The following is an 18,154-nucleotide window of genomic DNA, read 5'->3' as shown; positions in this document are numbered from 1 at the left end:
TTGGTAAGGGGTCGCGCGCCTCGCCGCAAGGGTCGGCGAGAGTGTCTGAAAAAAGGGGACGAAGATGCGTTTCATCCGCAAGCTGATGATCGGGCTCGCTGCGCTGGCGGCGGTCCCGCTGGCGGCGCAAGGGCCGATTCCTGCGCCCGCCGCGAAAAAGGCCGAAGCGGCGCCGCTGCCTGTGGCCAAGCCGGTGCAGACAGCGAATCTGACCCCGACCGACCTCGAGGCGTTTCTCGACGGCTTCCTGCCCTATGCGCTCGAACGCGGGCGGATCCCCGGCGCGGTCGTCGTCGTCGTGCGCGGCGACCAGGTCGTGCTCGAAAAGGGCTATGGTTTTGCGGATGTCGCGAAGCGCAAACCCGTCCTGCCCGAAACCACGCTGTTCCGGCCGGGATCGGTGTCGAAGTTGTTTACCTGGACGGCGGTGATGCAGCAGGTCGAGGCGGGCAAGCTCGACCTCGACAAGGATGTGAATGCCTATCTCGACTTCAAGATTCCGCCGTTCGAAGGCAAGCCGATCACGCTGCGCAACATCATGACGCACACCGCGGGCTTCGAGGAATCGGTGCGCTATCTGATCAGCAGCGACCCGAAAGCCGCGATGGCGCTCAAGAAGCAGATGCCGCTCGCGCTGCCGCAGCGGGTCTTTGCGCCGGGGACGACGCCGGCTTATTCAAACTATGCCACCGCGCTTGCCGGCTATATCGTCGAGCGGGTCAGCGGCGAGACGTTCGACGATTATGTCGACCATCATATCTTCAAGCCGCTCGGCATGGCGCATGCGAGCTTTCGCCAACCGCTTCCCGCCAACCTGGTTGCCGATATGTCGAACGGCTATCCCGACATCACGCAAAAGGCGCGGCCGTTCGAGATCGTCATTCCCGCCCCCGCCGGCAGCCTGTCGGCAAGCGGCGCCGACATGGGCAAGTTCATGATCGCGCACCTGAACGGCGGCGCGGGGCTGCTGAAGCCCGAAACCACGGCGATGATGCACGACTATAAGGCGCCGGGCGTCGGCCCGCTGAACAGCATGGCGCTCGGCTTTTACGAGCAACAGGTCAACGGCCACCGCGCGATCGCGCATGGCGGCGACACCGTCTGGTTCCACAGCTATCTGTGGCTGTTCCCCGACGCCGACGTCGGCGTCTATATTTCGATGAACAGCCCCGGCAAGGAAGGCGCGGCGGGCGCCGTCCGCAGCGCCTTGTTCCACAAATTCGCCGACCGTTACCTGCCCGGCACCGAAACGCCGGGGACGGTCGATGCCAAGACGGCGACGCAGCATGCGCAGATGATGGTCGGAAATTACGAAGGCAGCCGCGGCAGCTTCACCAATTTCCTGAGTCTGTTCGGCCTGATCGGGCAGGCCAGCATTTCGCTGACCGAAGACGGCAAGATCAATGTGCCGGGACTCGATGGGCTCGGCGCCGGCGCGCGCGATTGGGTCGAGGTCGCTCCCTTTGTGTGGCGCGACACGGGCACGGGCGAAAGGCTGGCCGCCGAGGTCAAGGACGGCCGCGTCGTGCGCTGGAGCCTCGATGCCGGGTCGCCCTTCATGGTGTTCGAACCCGCGCATACCGGCACCAACGCCGCCTGGCTGATCCCCGCCCTGTGCGCGGCGCTCGGCATCGCGTTGCTCGCGGCGCTGGCGTGGCCAGTGCGGGCGCTGGTGCGGCGCAGCTTCAAGGCTGACTTCGCGCTGGAGGGCCGGGCGCGCCGCGTCTATCGGCTGTCGCGTATCTTCGCGTGGCTGGTGCTGGCCGCGGTGGCGGGCTGGCTGGGGCTGATCGCCGCCTTCTCCGACGACATCGGCAGCATCGGCGGGCCGCTCGACTGGCTGATCCATCTGCTGCGCATCCTGACGCCGGTCGCCGCTTTCGGCCTGCTCGGCACCGCCGCGTGGCACCTGTGGCTCAGCGTCACGGGCAAGCGCAAATGGACGATGACGTTCGGCGCGCTGCTGCTGGTGGCTGCGGGTGCGGTGCTGGCGTGGGTGACGCTCGCTTATCATCTCTATGGGTTCGGGATGGTCTATTGATGGCCACGCAGAGCATGAAGGATCTGGCGCTCGACCTTCGGGTCGAGCGCTTTGCCTATCACCAGCCGTTCCGCATCTCGGGCCATGTGTTCACCGAAACCGCGCTGCTCGTCGCCGAGCTTTCGGACGGCACGCATGTCGGCCGCGGCGAAGGCGCCGGGGTCTATTATCTGGGCGACGATATCGACCATATGGTCGCCGAAGCCTCGCGCGTGCGCGGCGCGATCGAACGCGGTGCAACGCGCGAGCATCTCCAGACGCTGCTGCCGCCCGGCGGCGCGCGCAATGCGCTCGACTGTGCGTTCTGGGATCTCGAGGCGAAACAGAAGGGGCGGCCGGTCTGGGAGCTTGCGGGGCTGAGCCCGCCGAAAGCGCTGCGCTCGACGCTGACGCTCGGCGCCGACAGCGCGGGCAATATGGCGAAAGCCGCGCTTGCGATCGATCCCGAGGCGCCGGTCAAGGTCAAGCTGACGGGCGACCTGTCCGACGACATCGCGCGGATCGTCGCGATCCGGACCGCGCGGCCCGACGCGTGGATCGGCGTCGATGCGAACCAGGGCTATGACGTGGCGACGCTGGCCGAACTGTTGCCGGTGCTCGTGCAGACGCGCGTCGCGCAGCTCGAGCAGCCGCTGCGGCGCGGGCGCGAGGCCGACCTCGACGGGCTGAAGCGTCCGCTGCCGTTCGTCGCCGACGAAAGCGCCGTGACGCTGGCCGACACCGTCGCGCTTGTCGGGCGCTTCGACGTCGTGAACATCAAGCTCGATAAATGCGGCGGCCTGACCGAAGGGCTCGCGATCGCGCGGCAGGCGCGGAAACTGGGGCTCGATGTCATGGTCGGCAATATGATGGGGACCAGCCTGTCGATGGCGCCGTCGTACCTCGTGGGGCAGCTGTGCGACATCGTCGATCTGGACGGCCCGACCTTTCTGGCGCGCGACCGCGTGCCCGGCGTCGCCTATCGCGGCGGCCTGATTCATTGTCCGGCGGAAATCTGGGGCAGCTAGCGAATATATGTCCTAAACGGGTTGACAATTCTCTGATTAGGACAATAGTCGTGAAATTGAAATTTTCTTGAGAGGGAGTCCGGAATGACATCGTCATTCCCAGTGACGCGCCGCGCGATCTTCGCGGGCGCGGTCGGCGCTGCTTTGTCTGCGCCGATGATCAACCGGGGCGCCTATGCTTTCGCGGCGGCTCCCGGGCGGAGCTATTCGCGCCGCGCGGTCGATCTTGTCGCCGCGTCGCTGGTCATCGACATGCTCGCGCCGCTCAAGATCACGATGTCGGAGGAGTATGTCGCGCACCGGCTGACCGACGCAGAGGCGGCCGAGTTCCGGGCCAGCGGCATCACGGGGTTTCACAACGCCTATGGCCTTGGCGGTCCCGATGCGAAGCGCCAGGCGCTGACCTTTCTCGCCGGGTGGCAAGGGTTCGCGGGGCGCAACAGTGATGTCTTCACGCTCGTCGATACGGTGGGCGACCTCGACCGCGCGAAGAAGGACGGCAAATGCGCGGTCATCATGGGCATCCAGAATGCCGAGCAGTTCGAGACGATCGCCGATGTGGCGCTGTTCCGCCGCCTTGGCCTTCGCTGTGCGCAGCTGACGTACAACAGCCAGAATATGATCGGATCGGGCAGCACCGAGCGGGTCGACGGCGGGGTCAGCGACTATGGCGCCGCGATCGTCGCCGAGATGGAAAAACAGCATATGCTGATCGACGTGTCGCACTGCGGCGACAAGACGACGCTCGACGCGATCGAAATCGCCAGCGGCCCGATCGCGATCACCCACAGCAATGTCCGCGCGCTGGTCGACCATCCGCGGGTCAAGACCGACGCAGCGATCAAGGCGCTCGCCGCGAAGGGCGGGGTGATGGGCATCACCGGGGTGCGGATGTTCGTCCGCGCGACCGATCCGACGAACGTCGGGCATATGGCCGACCATATCGACCATGTCGCAAAGCTGGTCGGGGTCGATCATGTCGGCATCGGATCGGACGCCGATCTCAACGGCTATGACGATATGAAGCCCGACGAATATGCCGCGCTCAAGGGTGCGTACAAGGCCAGCTACGGCTTTCGCGACAAGATCGACATCGACGGCTTCGATCACCCGAAGAAGGTCTTTGACCTGACCGAGGAGCTGATCCGCCGGGCCTATTCCAACGAAAATATCACTGCCGTGCTGGGGGGCAATTTCCGCCGCCTGCTCGCTCAAGTCTGGGGGTAAGACGATGAACAAGGGACTATTTCTTGCAGGAAGCATGATCGCGATCATGGCGGCGGCACCGGCCTATGCCGAGGATGCCACGGGCGACGAACACGACATCGTCGTGACGGCGCAAAAACGCGAACAGCGACTGACCGACGTGCCGCAATCGGTGAGCGTGGTGTCGGGCGAGGCACTGGAAAACATCCAGGCCACCAACTTCTCCGACTATCTGAAGCTGGTTCCCGGCCTGCAACTGACGCAGACGACGCCCGGCTTCGGCCGCCTCGTCCTGCGCGGCGTCAACACCGGCGGCGTCGCCTCGACCGTCGCAGTCTATCAGGATGAAACGACCTTCGGTTCGAGCAGCGGCCTGGTCAACGGCGCCATTCTGGCGGGCGATTTCGACACGTTCGACATCGAACGGATCGAAGTGCTGCGCGGACCGCAAGGCACCATCTATGGTGCCAGCTCGATGGGCGGCGTGCTCAAATATGTGACGAAGAAGCCCGACACCGAGGGATTCGAAGCCCGCGCACGCGCCAGCGTCGAAACGACCAAGGGCGGCGATGAATCCTATCTTGGCAGCGCCGTCGTCAACATACCGATCGGCGACACGCTCGCGTTTCGGGCATCGGGTTTCTATCGCGATTTTGGCGGCTTCATCGACTCGATCGGGACCGGCGGGTCCGACGTCGATTCCAATATCAACAGCTCGAAAAGCTATGGCGGCCGCGCCTCGGTACTGTTCAAACCGAGCGATAATTTTTCGGTCCAGCTCGGCGCCTATCTCCAGAATCTGAAGACCGACGCCTCGAACAGCGTCGACAGCAATCCCTCGACCGGCCGTACCCTCTATGGCCGCCTGTCGCAGTCGCAGTTCGTTCCCGAGTTCACCGACGTCCGCTATCGCGTTTACAGCGCGATCGTCGACGCCGATCTCGGTTTTGCGAACCTGGTGTCGGCCACGAGCTATAGCACCTTGTCGCAATCGTTCCGCGGCGACCTGACCCCGCAGTTCGGCGGGCTGATCCAGGCGATTTTCGGTACCCCGAACAATTTCTTCCAGGGCCAGCTCACGCGCGTGCGGCGCGTGTCGCAGGAAATCCGCCTCCAGTCGCCCGAGAATGACAGCTTCGAATGGCTGATCGGCGGCTATTACACGCGCGAGAAGGGAATCATCGATCAGACCTTCAACGCGGTGCAGCCGGGCACGCTGACGCCGGTCGCCGGGCTGCCGCTGCTCGGCGTCGCGACGATCAACTCGCGCTATCGCGAGCTGGCGGGCTTTGCCAATGCGACGCTTCATCTCGGCGAGCGCTTCGACCTGACCTTCGGCGGCCGCTACAGCGGCAACAGGCAGTTCGCGAACCAGGTATCCGACGGCGCACTCGCAGGCGGTCCGCGCACCTTGCCCGACGCGCGCTCGTCCGAGAATGTCTTCACCTTCTCGGCCGCGCCGCAGTTCGAGATCAGCGATCAGGCCACGGTCTATGCGCGCGTCGCGAAGGGCTTTCGTCCCGGCGGTCCCAACGTCCTGGCACCGGGCGCACCGGCGAACCTGGGCACCTATGCCTCGGACTCGCTGATCAGCTACGAGCTCGGCGTGAAGGCCGAGACCGCGGATCGCAGCTTCTCGATCGACATCGCCGCCTTCCATATCGACTGGAAGGACATTCAGGTCTTTGGCCAGATCAACAATTTCGGGGTCAATTTCAACGGCGGCAAGGCGACGAGCGACGGTCTGGAATTCACCACGGTGCTGCGCCCGACCACCGGTCTCAGCTTCTCGCTCAACGGTGCCTATACCGACGCCAAGCTGAAGGACGACACCCCGCCGCAGGTCGGCGGCCTGTCGGGCGACGCGCTGCCCTACACTCCCAAATACAGCATCGGCGCCAATGCCGATTATGAGTGGGAGTTGGGCGGCGAAACCAAGGCCTATGTCGGCGGCTCGATCCGCAGCCTGTCGAAACAGCCCGCAGCCTATGATTTCGCCTTCCGCAGCGCCAATGGCCGCCAACGCTATCTGCCGTCCTATCAGGTGGTGGACTTGCGCGCCGGCGTCGATTTCGGCCAATATTCGCTCGAACTTTATGCGAAGAATTTGACCGATGCCGAGGGCAAGACATCGCTCGAAGCGCCGGGCAATGTTCCGCTCGGTGCTGCCGGAACCGCGGTCATCCGCCCGCGTACCTTCGGCGTCACGCTGACGGCCGGCTTCTGACGGCCCATAGGAGACGAACGACCATGGCCACCGTGCTGCAACGGCGTGCAGACGCCGATCGGGAGGGTGTACCCACCCTTCCGCAGCCTTATCTGCTGTTCCTCGGCGACACGAGCGAGGCGGGCTATGCCAAGACCGCTTTCGGTCTGGCCGACTGGGCGGGCGACCGCTGCGTCGGCGAATCGTCGATCGCGGGCTGCACCGTCACCACCGGCCTGCCGCCGATGTCGCCTGCCGAGGCGGCGACGGCCGGGGCCAAGTCGCTGGTCATCGGGGTCGCGAACCAGGGCGGCGTCATCGGCGAGCGCTGGGTTGCTGTCCTCGTCGAGGCGATGGAGGCGGGACTCGACATCGTCAGCGGTCTCCACACCAAGCTGACGAGCGTTCCCGCTCTCGTCGAAGCGTCGCGGCGCACGGGGCAGCGGTTGATCGACATCCGCACCCCGCCGCCGTCGATCCCGATCGGCAATGGGCGCAAGCGCAGCGGCAAAAGACTGCTGACCGTCGGTACCGACTGCGCGCTCGGCAAGAAATATACGGCGCTCGCGCTGCACCGGGCGTTCGTCGCGCGCGGCATCGATGCGGACTTTCGCGCGACCGGCCAGACGGGCATCATGATCGCGGGAGGCGGCATGCCGATGGACGCGGTGGTTTCGGATTTCGAGGCGGGGGCAGCCGAAATGCTGAGCCCCGACGCGCCCGACAGCCATTGGGATCTGATCGAAGGGCAGGGGTCGATCTTCAACCCCGCCTATGCCGCGGTGTCGCTGGGCCTGCTTCACGGTAGCCAGCCCGACGTCTTCGTCGTGTGCCACGATCCGACACGCAAGGTCATCCTGGGCATGGAAAGCTTTGCGCTGCCGACGGTCGACGAGGTGATCGACCTGACGATCCGCCTCGGCAGCCGTACCAATCCCGCGATCCGTTGCGGCGGCATCAGCCTCAATACGTCGAGCTTCGACGCCGACGGCGCCGAGGCGCTGATGGCGGCCGAGCGCCAGCGGCTCGGCCTGCCGGTTACCGATCCGATCCGTGGCGGCGCCAGCTTCGACGCGCTCGTCGAAAATATCCTCGCATGATGGTGGGCCTTCCGTGCCCCTGCGAAGGCACCGGCGAGCGGGCGGAACAGGAATATCGTGAAACCGATGTCGTCTGATTCGAGCTGGTTCCAGCGCTTCCTGCTGCCCGGCTTCGCGCTGAAAGCCGTCATCATCGGGGGCGGCTATGCGACGGGGCGCGAGCTGGCCGAATATTTCGTGCCGTCGGGGCCATGGGGCGGGCTGGCCGCGATGCTGCTCGCGACGGTGATCTGGAGCGTCGTCGCGGCGCTGACCTTCGCTCTCGCGCGCAAGTTTGCGGCCTATGATTACCGGGCGTTCTTCAACGCGCTGCTCGGCCCCGGCTGGGTCGCGTTCGAGGCGGCGTACATCATCTTCGTCATCCTGATCCTTGCCGTGTTCGGCGCCGCAGCGGGCGCGATCGGCGCCGCGACCTTCGGCTGGCCCGAATGGCTGGGGTCGGTGCTGCTGGCGGTGCTGATCGTCGCGGTAACCGCATGGGGCACCGGCGTCGTCGAGCAGATGTTCAAATATGTCTCGATCCTGCTTTACACCGTCTATGGCCTGTTCCTGATCCTCGCGCTCGCGAGCTTCGGCGGGCTGATCGGACAGGGTTTTGCCCATGCGCCGCCGCCGCCTGGTGGCTGGATGGGGGGCAACTGGATGGCGGGCGGGCTGACCTATGCGAGCTATAATATCGTCGGCGCGGTCGTGATCCTGCCGGTGCTGCGCCACCTGACCAGCCAGCGCGATGCCGTTATCGCCGGGCTGATCGCGGGGCCATTGTCCATGCTGCCCGCGCTCCTGTTTTTCGTCGCGATGATGGCTTTTTATCCTGCAATCGGCGCCGAGACGCTGCCATCGGATTTCCTGCTTCGCCAGATGAACGTGCCGGGCTTTCATATCCTGTTCCAGGTAATGATCTTCGCCGCCTTGCTCGAAAGCGGTGCGGGCGCGGTGCACGCGATCAACGAGCGCATTTCGGGCGCGGTCGAAAGCCGCGGCCGGCCCGCACTTCAGCCCGCCGCCCGCGCGCTCATGGCGGCGGTGATCCTGACCGGCTGCATGTTCGTGGCGGGCGAGATCGGTCTCGTCGACCTGATCGCCAGCGGATACCGCTTCCTCGCCTGGCTGTTCCTCGCCGTTTTCGTCGTGCCGCTGATCACTATCGGCACCTGGCGCCTGCTGCGCGACACCCCCATCCCCCCAGTGGAGACTTCGTCATGAAAACCGTGCGCCTGCTTGCCCTGTCGCTGATGCTGTCGGCCGCTACGCCGGTCTGGGCCGATCCGCCCGCCGATATCGTCCAGAGCGTCGAGGCGCTGCGGCAAAAGGTCGGCGCTCCCGGCGTATCGATCGCGATCGTCGAGAACGGCAAGACGACGCTGTCGCACGGCTGGGGCGTGCGCAAGCTCGGCGAGCGAGCGCCGGTCGATGCGCAGACGATCTTTCAGACCGGCTCGACCGGCAAGGCGATGACCGCCGCCGCGCTCGCGGTGCTCGTCGATGACGGCAAGATCGCGTGGGACGATCCGGTGATCAAGCATATGCCGTGGTTCCGCATGAACGATCCGTGGGTCACGCGCGAGATCACGATCCGCGACCTGCTCGTCCATCGCAGCGGACTGGGGCTGGGGCAGGGCGATCTGATGTTCGTGCCGCGCACCAATCTGACGCGCAAGCAGACGGTCGAGCGGGTCGCCTATCTGAAACCCAGGACCAGTTTCCGGTCGGCCTATGCCTATGACAATATCCTCTATGCCGTCGCCGGCCAGCTGATCGAGGAAGTCACCGGCCAGACGTGGGAGGATTTCATCCGCGCGCGTGTGCTGCGCGCCGGCGGGATGAAGAATGCGACGAGCGACAGCGAAGAGCGGTTCCGCGTGGCGAACCGGTCGTGGCCGCATGCGCGGCTGTCGGGCGCTTTGCGCGGGCTGGGGCCGCAGCAGGCGCTCGACGAACGCGACGAGCTGGGCCGCAATGGCGCCCCCGCGGGCGGGCTCGCGCTCAGCGCCGACGATATGGCGGCGTGGCTGAAGATCCAGCTCGCGCACGGCGCGCTGCCGAACGGCAAGCGGCTGTTCAGCGAGAAGCAGGCCGCCGAAATGTGGGCGCCGGTAACGCCGATGCCGATCACGCCCTTGCCCGACAGCCTCAAGCCCGCGCAGCCGAACCAGCAGGCCTATGCGCTCGGCTGGCAGGTGCAGGATTATCGCGGCCATCGCATCGTCCAGCACAGCGGCGGCGTCTTCGGCTCGATCACCCGCGTCGCGATCATCCCCGACAAGAATGTTGCCTTCGCGATCATGATGAACAGCGAGGACAGCGGAATGCTCCTCGGTCTCTATTACGACCTGCTCGACCATTATCTCGACCAGCCCGACTATGGCTGGATCGACAAATGGGAGGATTGGTATCAGTCGCGGCTGGCGGGCGGCGTCGAATATCTGAAGCAGAAACAGGCCTCGCCTGCAAAGAGCGGTCCTTCGCTGGCGCTGGCGGGTTACGCAGGGCGCTACCGCGATCCCTGGTATGGCGATATCGTGATCGGCTCGACGCCAAAGGGGCTGACGATCGATTTCACCTCGACCCCGCGGATGGCGGGACGGCTGGCGCATTGGCAATATGACAGCTTCGTCACGGCGTTCGACGATCCGGCAATCGAGCCCGCCTATGTCACCTTCGCACTCGATGCGGACGGCAAGGTGACCGGCGTGAAGCTGAAGGCGGTCAGCCAGATCGCCGACTTCAGCTGGGACTATCACGACCTCGACCTGAAACCGGTGGAGGACAAGAAGTGAAGCGCCTGGCCATCCTGCTGACGGCGACCGCGCTGGCGGGGTGTTCGGCCGGCGGCGAGAAGCCGAAGGGCCCCGAGGCGCCACTGCACAGCCGGATGCTCGTCCTCGACACGCATCTCGACACACCGCTGCATTTCGAGCGCGCGGGATGGAATTTCGCCGACCGTCATCCGCTCGCCGACGATATGGCGCAGCTCGATATTCCGCGAATGAAGGACGGCAATCTCGATGGCGGCTTCTTTGCCATCTATACCGAGCAGGGGCCGTTGACCGCGAAAGGCTATGCCGACGCGCTGGCGTTCGCGCGCAAACGGTCGGACCTGATCGACACGACGATCGCCGCGAATTCGGGGGCGATCGAGCCCGCACTGACCGCGGCCGATGCGCTGCGACTGAACAAGGCCGGCAAGCTGATCGCGTTCAAGTCGATCGAGAACAGCTATCCGCTCGGTGAGGATCTGTCGCTGTTGCAGGAATTCTACAACAAGGGCGTCCGCCTAGCCGGGCCCGTGCATTCTAAGGACAATCAGTTCGCCGACAGCGCGACCGGCGAAGGGCGCTGGAAGGGACTGAGCCCGCTCGGCAAGCAATGGGTGGCCGAGATGAACCGGCTCGGCATCGTCATCGATGCGAGCCATTCGTCCGACGCAGCGTTCGACCAGATTCTGGCGCTGTCGAAATATCCGATCCTGCTGTCGCACTCAAGCCTGCGATCGGCTTACAATCATCCGCGCAACCTCGACGAAGGACGATTGAAGGCGCTCGCGGCCAAGGGCGGCGCGATGTGCATTTCGACGATCTTCATGTCGCAGATGAACATGTCGCCCGCGCGCGCCGAGTTGTTTGGCAAATATGAGCATATCGGCAGCATGTCGCCCGCCGACCAGGCCGACCTCAACCGCCGCTGGCGCGAACTCGACAAGACCGAGAAGCTGTGGGCGGTAAACTTCGACGATTATATGAAGATGGTCCTGCGCGCGATCGAGGTCGGCGGGGTCGATCATATCTGCTTCGGCGCCGACTGGGACGGCGGCGGCGGGCTTGACGGGATCGAGGATATATCTGCGCTGCCGAAAGTCACCGAACGGCTGAAGGCCGCAGGCTATTCGGACGCCGATATCGGGAAGATGTGGAGCGGCAATATCCTGCGCGTGCTGGCGGCCCAGGGGAAATAGTCAGGCGGCGGCGGCAAGCTCCGCCGCCAGCTCGACCTCGATCACGGCAAACATCGCACCCAGCTTGGCGGCGATGACGGCGGCTTGCGCGGCGCTCAGCCCCGCCACCGCCACGTCGACGCGCATATGGTGGCGCAGCATCCGCATTCGCAGCATCGACGGAACCATCGCGCGCTGCGCGAAGAAACCGGCGATGCGGGGGAGCGACTGCGGATCGGGGATCGCGTCGATCCGGAAGCGGCGCATCAGGCGGCAAGCCGCTGCGCGTTCGCGATGATCTCCTCGGCCATTTCGTCGGCAAGCATGGCGGGCGAGCGGCCTTCGCGGACGGCGCGGTCGAGCAGCGCGGCGACGCGCGGCGCGATCTCTGCCACGCGGCCGCCGACGTCGCTTTCGTCCTCGCCCAGATATTCGGCCGACACGCTGATGATCCCGCCCGCGTTGACGACATAGTCGGGCGCATAGGCGATGCCGCGGTGCATCATCAGATCGGCGACCGCGGGCGAAGCGAGCTGATTGTTTGCCGCGCCGCAGACCAGCCGCGCCTTCATCTGGCGCACGCTCTCCGGCGTCAGCGCGCCGCCGAGCGCGCACGGCGCGAAGATTTCGGCCTGCGCCGAGGCGATCTGGTCAACGCCGACGACCGTGGCGCCGAGGATCGCGGCGAGCCGGTCGCGCCGCACCGGGCTGGGATCCGCGATCACGAGCCGCGCGCCGGCGTCGGCGAGACGGCGACAAAGCTCCGCACCGACATTGCCGGTGCCCTGAACGGCGACGGTCAGCCCGGCGAGATCGCTATCGAACGTAAACCGCGCCGCGGCTTGCATCGCTTCGAACACACCGCGCGCGGTCCAGGGCGACGGGTCGCCCCCCGCGCGCCCCTCGATCGGCGGCAGACCCGCGACATGGCGCGTCGCGCTCGCGACGTCCTGCATGTCCGCAACCGACGTCCCGACGTCTTCGGCCGTCACATACAGGCCCCCCAGATGTTCGACGGCGCGGCCGAAGGCGCGAAACAATGCGGCGCGGTCGAAGTCGCCCTCGGGCTTGCGCAACACCGCTTTCGCGCCGCCCAGCGGCAGGCCGGCGAGCGCATTCTTATAGCTCATGCCTTCGGCCAGCCGGACGGCGTCGGCCAGCGCGTGGTCGAGGTCGGGATAGCTCCAGAACCGGCATCCCCCGGCACCGGGCCCGAGCGCGGTCGAGTGAATCGCGATCACGCCGTCAAGCCCGCTGTCGCGGTCGAGAAGCCGCACGCATTCGAGCGGCGGCGTGAGGCGGGTAGGGCGCGAAACCATGGCAACATCTCCTTGTGGGACGAGGCCCGGTCTTCGCATCTTCGGTGCGATAAAACTTGTTCGCATTTTCGCGCATTCGGCTCGTTACCGGGTATTATGATCGAATAATACGTGATAGAAGGAATTTATGACCGATCTTGATCCCTTCGAGATAAAAATCCTCCGCGAAATGCAACGCGACGCGAGCCAGACGACCGCCGAAATCGCCGAGCGGGTCGGGCTGTCGGTCTCGCCTTGCTGGCGGCGTATCGACCGCCTCGAGCGCGAGGGGTTCATCCGCAAGCGTGTCGCGTTGATCGATCGGCGCAAGGTCGGGCTCAACGCGCATGTTTTCGCGCAGGTGAAACTGAATGCGCATGGCCGCGCCAATCTCGACGAGTTCAGCGCGGCGATCCGCGGCTTCCCCGAAGTGCTCGACGCCTATGTCCTGATGGGGACGACGGACTTCATGCTGCGGATCGTTGCGAAGGATATCGACGCCTATGAGCGCTTCTTCTTTGACCAGCTGAGCAAATTGCCGGGGGTGCAGGAAATCAACTCGACCGTGGCGCTTTCGGAAATCAAGGCGACGACCGAATTGCCCTTGTGACGAGCGCAGCCGAACGTTGCAAATCGGCCGCAGCGATAGAATATGCAAAACATGGCGACGCGGACCGACTATTATCTGTTCCAGACGGCGGCCGGTTTCGCGGCTCTGGGCTGGAATGATGCTGGCATCGCGGCCTTGCGCCTTCCGGCCGCGACCGCCTTCGCGGCGGACCAGGCACTGATCCGCCGGTTTCCCGAGGCGCAGCCAAGCGAGCCGCCGCCGCATATCCGGGCGGTCGTCGATGCCGTGGTCCGCTATTTCGCGGGCGACCGGGTCGAATTTGGCGAGGTACCCGTCGACATGGGCCAACAGACGCCCTTTTTTCAGCAGGTTTATGCGCTCGTTCGCACGCTGGGATGGGGCGAGACGACAACTTATGGGGCAGTCGCCAAGGCGCTGGGCGCCGGACCCGAATTCGCCCGCGACGTCGGGCAGGCGATGGCGGCTAATCCCGTGCCGCTGATCGTCCCGTGTCACCGCGTGACCGGCGCCGGCGGCAAGATCGGCGGCTTTTCGGCGCCCGGGGGATCGATCTCGAAAGCGCGCATGCTCGAACTCGAAGGCGTCGCGATCGATGCGGCTCCGGCGCCGCGACGGAAGGCGGCTGGCAGCGACGAGGCGCAGGCGGGGTTCGACTTCTGAGCGCGCGCCCGGCGCGGCCAGTCGCAGCTTTCGCGCGGTTGACCGCTCTTCTTCTTGTCAAGTAGATCAGTTGAGTTATTCTCGGGCGTTGCGGGACGTATGCCGAGTCGACCGGCATCGATCGACCAGAGGAGAGAGTTCATGGCTAGCCTTGCCCAGATTCCCGACATTTTCGATGCTGCGCGCTCGCTCGGTGTCACGATTTCGCCTTCGACCCCGACGATAGGGGCCGAGATCAGCGGACTCGACCTCGACCGGCCGCTGTTGTCCGAAGAGGGCGATCTGCTGCGTGCGGCATGGTTGCGCTTCAAGGTCGTCTTTTTCCGCGATCAGGACATCAGCCATGAAAGCCATGTCCGGCTTGGCCACTTCTTTGGCGAACTCGAAGGCCATCCGGTCATCCCTTCGGTCGACGGCTATCCCGAAATTCTGCGCATCGAAGGCGTCGAAGGCGTTCAACTGAGCGCCGAGACGCTTGCGCCGTTCCAGGCCTACAACAAATGGCACACCGACGTGACGTTCCGCGAACGGCCGTCGATCACGTCGATCCTCCGCGCGCGGCACCTGCCGCCGCTGGGAGGCGACACGATGTGGGCCGATGCCGCGGCAGCCTATGCGGGTCTGCCGCAGACGGTGAAGGACCGGATCGACGGGCTGGAGGCCGAACATGATATCGTCCGCAGCTTTGGCGGACGCGTCAGCGAGGAAAAGCGCGCACAGCTCGCGCGCGATTTCCCGCCCGTACGCCACCCCGTCGTGCGCACGCATCCCGAGACGGGCGAGAAGATCCTGTACGTCAACTATACCTTCACCTCGCGGATCGTCGGGGTGCCGGAAGAAGAGAGCGACAGCCTGCTGCGCTTGCTGTTCGACCGGATCAAGGTTCCCGAATATCAGGTGCGCTTCCGCTGGACGCCGAATGCGATCGGCATCTGGGACAATCGGTCGACCCAGCATTATGCGGTCGGCGATTATTGGCCCGAGTATCGCGCGCTCGAACGCGTGACCGTGTCCGGCGACATCGTTACGCGATGAACCTCGTCACGACCGAACTCCATTCGCCGCGTCCGCGCTTTCGCACGGCGACGCGCGTCGCGATCGTCGGCGCGGGCTTTTCGGGGACGATGCTCGCGCTCAACCTGCTCGAACAGGCCGATGTCGAGGTGCTGCTGATCGAGCGCGACCGGCACCGCATGGGGGCAGGGGTCGCTTACAGCAGCAGCGAAAGCGCGCATCTTTTGAACGTTCGCGCGGGCAATATGAGTGCCTTTGCCGACCGGCCCGACCATTTCTGCGACTGGCTGGCGTCGCGCGGGCTCGGCTGCGACGCGGCGTTCGTCACCCGTTCGACCTATGGCCGCTATTTGCGCGAGGCGTTGGGCGACGCGATGGAGCGCCACGGACGGCGCCTGAAGCTGGTCGATGACGAAGTGCTCGATATCGAGGAGCGCGGTGGGCAAGTGACACTCGGGCTGGTCAACGGCGGGCTGATCGAAGCCGACCGCGCCGTGCTCGCCATCGGCAACCTGCCCCCGCACGACCCGCCAGCGATCGCCGGCGCGCATCTGCCGTCGCATCGCTATATCGGCGATCCATGGGCAAGCGCCTTTGAGGAGGGACTGCCGAAGGATGCGCCGGTGCTGGTGATCGGCGCCGGGCTGACCGCAGTCGACGTCATCCTGCGCCTTGTCACCCACGGCCACGAAGGACCGATCACCGCCTTGTCGCGGCGCGGTTTGCGGCCGCACCGTCACATCGACGGGCTTCCTCGGCCAAAGCCGGTGCTGGCGAAGCCGGCGCCCGAACTGTCGGACCTGGTCGGCTGGGCGCGGGCCGAGGCGCGCCGGCAGGATTGGCGGCTCGTCGTCGATTCGATTCGCCCGATCACGCAGATGATGTGGGCGTCGGCGGATGCCGCGAAGCGTGAGCGCTTCCTGCGCCACCTGCGGCCCTTTTGGGATGTCCACCGCCACCGGCTCGCTCCCGATGTGGCGGACAGGATCGAGGCGCTGATCGCGTCGGGGCAACTCCGGTTTCGGGCCGGCAAGATTGCCAGCGTTGCGGTCGAGCGCGACGCGCTGGCGGTGTCGTGGTTGCCGCGCGGCGACGACGAGCTGGTCGTCACGCGCGCGGCGCGGATGATCAATTGCACGGGGCCGCAGGGTGACCTGCTGCGCTCGACCGACCCGCTGGTGAAGCGGATGCTGGGTGCGCGGCGTATCCGGCCCGACGCGCTGCGTCTCGGGCTCGATATCGACCGCGACGGCCATGTCATCGACGCGAAGGGCCATCCGTCCGAACATATCCTGGCGATCGGACCGATGACGCGCGGCGACCTGTGGGAAGTCGTCGCGGTGCCCGATATCCGCATTCAGGTCGGCGCACTCGCGCGCCGGTTGGTCAATGCCCATTGGATGGGCGGCGAAGGGCTTTAGGGTCTTGGCGTCGGGGTCCTGAACCTGGCCCGCGCCCACATTATTTTCTCCTTCCTGCATCCACCGAAGCCGTTGGTGCCGTCTAGTCCATGATCGGCTTCGGCTGGTCCCGGCGGCGGCCTCGCGCGCATCCGGCCCGATCCCCGTTGGGTCCGATGATGCGCCTTGCCGGAGGCCGCCGCCTGTGGTTTGACCATGCCGTCCGGCATGAAGGAGAATGACAATGACCTATCTGCTTGCCGCGACCGCCGCCACGGCTGCTGCCACGTCCGCAGCCCCGGCGGCGCCGGCCGCCGCAGTGACCGTGCCGGTGACGCCCGGCCAGTCGATCAGCCCCGCCGACGTCGCGGCCTATATCGACCCGCGCGACATCGCATCCTTTCTGCCGCCGCCGCCGCCGACCACCGAGCTGGTCGCGATCAGCGACAGCTTCTTCAATCTCATGGAAAACATCACGATGGTCGCGCTGTTCGTGATCGGTTTTTTCCTGCTCGCGCGATTGCTCCATGCGTGGATGCTCCACCGGTCGATCCGCCGGGCGATCGAGGCGAAGTCCGACGCGGTCGATGCGATGATCGACAAGCTCAACAAGCCATATGAGCATCTTGGCGCCGGCCGCACCGGCGACGCGCCGGGCGACGACCGCAACGGTCTGGTTCTGCTCGCGATCGGACTGGCGATGGCGGGCTTCGGGTTGATCCAGGGCCATGAACAATTGATCCGCATCTCGGCGGGCGCGGCGCTGTTCCCTGCCTTTGTCGGGGCGGCGCTTCTGTACCGCCGCCGCCTTGCCCGCGCCGCCGCCGCCGAGGAGCGCGCCGCTGCGTGACGATGAAGATCAGTCCCTCAACACACGCGTCGCAGGGGGTGATCGCGCGGCTTTCCAGCTCCTCGTGCTCCGGCACGAGGGGCGGCTGCGCAGCTTTCTGGCGCGCGTCGCGGGAAGCGACGCCGACGACCTTGCGCAGGAGGCCTTTGTCCGTGCCTGGCAGCGGGCCGGCGATTATCGCGGACAGGGGAGCTATGGCGCCTGGCTCATCGGGATCGGCTGGCGGCTCTTTCTCGACCAGCGGCGCACCGCGCGGCGACGCGAAGGACTGGCCGCGGGCGACGATATCCCCACGTCGATCGATCCGCGTGCCAGTGGCGATGCCGCAATCGACGCCGACCGACTGCTCGCCGCGCTTTCGCCGCAAGAACGCGCCGCGCTCACGCTGTGTTTCGGGCATGGATGGTCGCACGGCGAGGCGGCAGAGATCATGGGCGTGCCGCTCGGCACGCTCAAATCGCTGGTCTTGCGCGGACGCGCCAAGGCGCAGAAGATGATCGGCGAAGGAGCGCAGCCATGACCCGGCCCGACGAGAGCGAGATCGACGCGATGCTGGCCGACGTGCTGGCGCCGCCCGCGCGCGCCGGCGACCGCCAGTTCGTCACGCGCATCGACCAGGCGATTGATGCCGAAGCCGCGCTCGCCCGCGCCGAGCGGCGCTTTTGGCGCAGCTTCGCGGTCGAGGCGCTGGCGATCGGCGCGCTGCTGGCCGCGCTGTGGCTGCTGTCCTCATCGGTGTTGCTGGCGCCGCTGGCGGGGCCCGCCCAATGGGGCTTTGCGCCGCCGCTGCTGCTCGTGTTGCTGCTTTGGTTCGGCGGCACGCAGCGGCTACGCGGCACCTGACGC

The 18,154-nt window shown here is 65.9% G+C and carries 17 protein-coding genes; 15 read left to right on the top strand and 2 right to left on the bottom strand.

Annotated elements, in window-relative coordinates:
- The first annotated feature begins 64 nt into the window (after positions 1 to 64).
- From ACO055_RS11655 to ACO055_RS11620, 8 genes are all read left to right on the top strand, one after another.
- Positions 65 to 2,041 carry a serine hydrolase domain-containing protein gene (locus ACO055_RS11655; RefSeq protein ID WP_422059042.1) on the top strand — a complete coding sequence of 659 codons (1,977 nt, stop codon included), beginning with the start codon at positions 65 to 67 and terminating at the stop codon, positions 2,039 to 2,041.
- Positions 2,041 to 3,048, top strand: a complete 1,008-nt coding sequence (locus ACO055_RS11650; RefSeq protein ID WP_422059040.1) for a dipeptide epimerase — start codon at positions 2,041 to 2,043, stop codon at positions 3,046 to 3,048. The genes ACO055_RS11655 and ACO055_RS11650 overlap by 1 nt, the downstream gene beginning before the upstream one ends.
- A gap of 84 nt (positions 3,049 to 3,132) precedes the next feature.
- Positions 3,133 to 4,275 carry a dipeptidase gene (locus ACO055_RS11645; RefSeq protein WP_422059039.1) on the top strand — a complete coding sequence of 381 codons (1,143 nt, stop codon included), beginning with the start codon at positions 3,133 to 3,135 and terminating at the stop codon, positions 4,273 to 4,275.
- A 34-nt stretch (positions 4,276 to 4,309) separates the two neighbouring features.
- Positions 4,310 to 6,481, top strand: coding sequence for a TonB-dependent receptor (locus tag ACO055_RS11640; protein WP_422059038.1), 2,172 nt, complete (start codon positions 4,310 to 4,312; stop codon positions 6,479 to 6,481).
- A gap of 23 nt (positions 6,482 to 6,504) precedes the next feature.
- Complete coding sequence (locus tag ACO055_RS11635; RefSeq protein ID WP_422059037.1) at positions 6,505 to 7,560, top strand: DUF1611 domain-containing protein; 1,056 nt, start codon at positions 6,505 to 6,507, stop codon at positions 7,558 to 7,560.
- A 66-nt stretch (positions 7,561 to 7,626) separates the two neighbouring features.
- Positions 7,627 to 8,766: a hypothetical protein gene (locus ACO055_RS11630; RefSeq protein WP_422059036.1), complete on the top strand. Its 1,140-nt coding sequence runs from the start codon at positions 7,627 to 7,629 to the stop codon at positions 8,764 to 8,766.
- Complete coding sequence (locus ACO055_RS11625; protein WP_422059035.1) at positions 8,763 to 10,340, top strand: serine hydrolase; 1,578 nt, start codon at positions 8,763 to 8,765, stop codon at positions 10,338 to 10,340. The genes ACO055_RS11630 and ACO055_RS11625 overlap by 4 nt, the downstream gene beginning before the upstream one ends.
- A complete protein-coding gene (locus tag ACO055_RS11620) occupies positions 10,337 to 11,515 on the top strand; it encodes a dipeptidase (RefSeq protein WP_422059034.1) in 1,179 nt (392 codons plus the stop codon). The genes ACO055_RS11625 and ACO055_RS11620 overlap by 4 nt, the downstream gene beginning before the upstream one ends.
- Here ACO055_RS11620 and ACO055_RS11615 read toward each other — a convergent pair whose 3' ends face one another.
- Together ACO055_RS11615 and ACO055_RS11610 are read right to left on the bottom strand one after the other, a co-directional pair.
- Positions 11,516 to 11,761: a hypothetical protein gene (locus ACO055_RS11615; protein WP_422059032.1), complete on the bottom strand. Its 246-nt coding sequence runs from the start codon at positions 11,759 to 11,761 to the stop codon at positions 11,516 to 11,518. It abuts the gene before it with no gap.
- Entirely contained in the window at positions 11,761 to 12,813 is a 1,053-nt protein-coding gene (locus ACO055_RS11610) for a Leu/Phe/Val dehydrogenase (RefSeq protein WP_422059031.1), read from the bottom strand. The genes ACO055_RS11615 and ACO055_RS11610 overlap by 1 nt, the downstream gene beginning before the upstream one ends.
- A 127-nt stretch (positions 12,814 to 12,940) precedes the next feature.
- Here ACO055_RS11610 and ACO055_RS11605 point away from each other — a divergent pair, with 127 nt between their 5' ends.
- The 7 genes from ACO055_RS11605 (at position 12,941) to ACO055_RS11575 (ending at position 18,151) form a co-directional block, all read left to right on the top strand.
- Entirely contained in the window at positions 12,941 to 13,402 is a 462-nt protein-coding gene (locus ACO055_RS11605; RefSeq protein ID WP_422059030.1) for an Lrp/AsnC family transcriptional regulator, read from the top strand.
- 51 nt (positions 13,403 to 13,453) lie between these two features.
- Positions 13,454 to 14,044, top strand: a complete 591-nt coding sequence (locus ACO055_RS11600) for a methylated-DNA--[protein]-cysteine S-methyltransferase (protein WP_422059029.1) — start codon at positions 13,454 to 13,456, stop codon at positions 14,042 to 14,044.
- Between the two features lie 141 nt (positions 14,045 to 14,185).
- Positions 14,186 to 15,079 carry a TauD/TfdA dioxygenase family protein gene (locus ACO055_RS11595; RefSeq protein WP_422059028.1) on the top strand — a complete coding sequence of 298 codons (894 nt, stop codon included), beginning with the start codon at positions 14,186 to 14,188 and terminating at the stop codon, positions 15,077 to 15,079.
- A complete protein-coding gene (locus ACO055_RS11590; protein WP_422059027.1) occupies positions 15,076 to 16,479 on the top strand; it encodes an FAD/NAD(P)-binding protein in 1,404 nt (467 codons plus the stop codon). The genes ACO055_RS11595 and ACO055_RS11590 overlap by 4 nt, the downstream gene beginning before the upstream one ends.
- Before the next feature lie 223 nt (positions 16,480 to 16,702).
- Entirely contained in the window at positions 16,703 to 17,308 is a 606-nt protein-coding gene (locus ACO055_RS11585; protein ID WP_422059026.1) for a hypothetical protein, read from the top strand.
- A 64-nt stretch (positions 17,309 to 17,372) separates the two neighbouring features.
- Positions 17,373 to 17,828: an RNA polymerase sigma factor gene (locus ACO055_RS11580; RefSeq protein WP_422059025.1), complete on the top strand. Its 456-nt coding sequence runs from the start codon at positions 17,373 to 17,375 to the stop codon at positions 17,826 to 17,828.
- Positions 17,825 to 18,151, top strand: coding sequence for a hypothetical protein (locus ACO055_RS11575; RefSeq protein ID WP_422059024.1), 327 nt, complete (start codon positions 17,825 to 17,827; stop codon positions 18,149 to 18,151). The genes ACO055_RS11580 and ACO055_RS11575 overlap by 4 nt, the downstream gene beginning before the upstream one ends.
- The last annotated feature ends 3 nt before the right edge of the window (positions 18,152 to 18,154 follow it).

Source organism: Sphingopyxis sp., assembly GCF_965227415.1.
Classification (GTDB): Bacteria; Pseudomonadota; Alphaproteobacteria; order Sphingomonadales; family Sphingomonadaceae; genus Sphingopyxis.
Note: the sequence above shows the minus strand (reverse complement) of the source record. Positions and strands in the feature narration are given on the sequence as shown.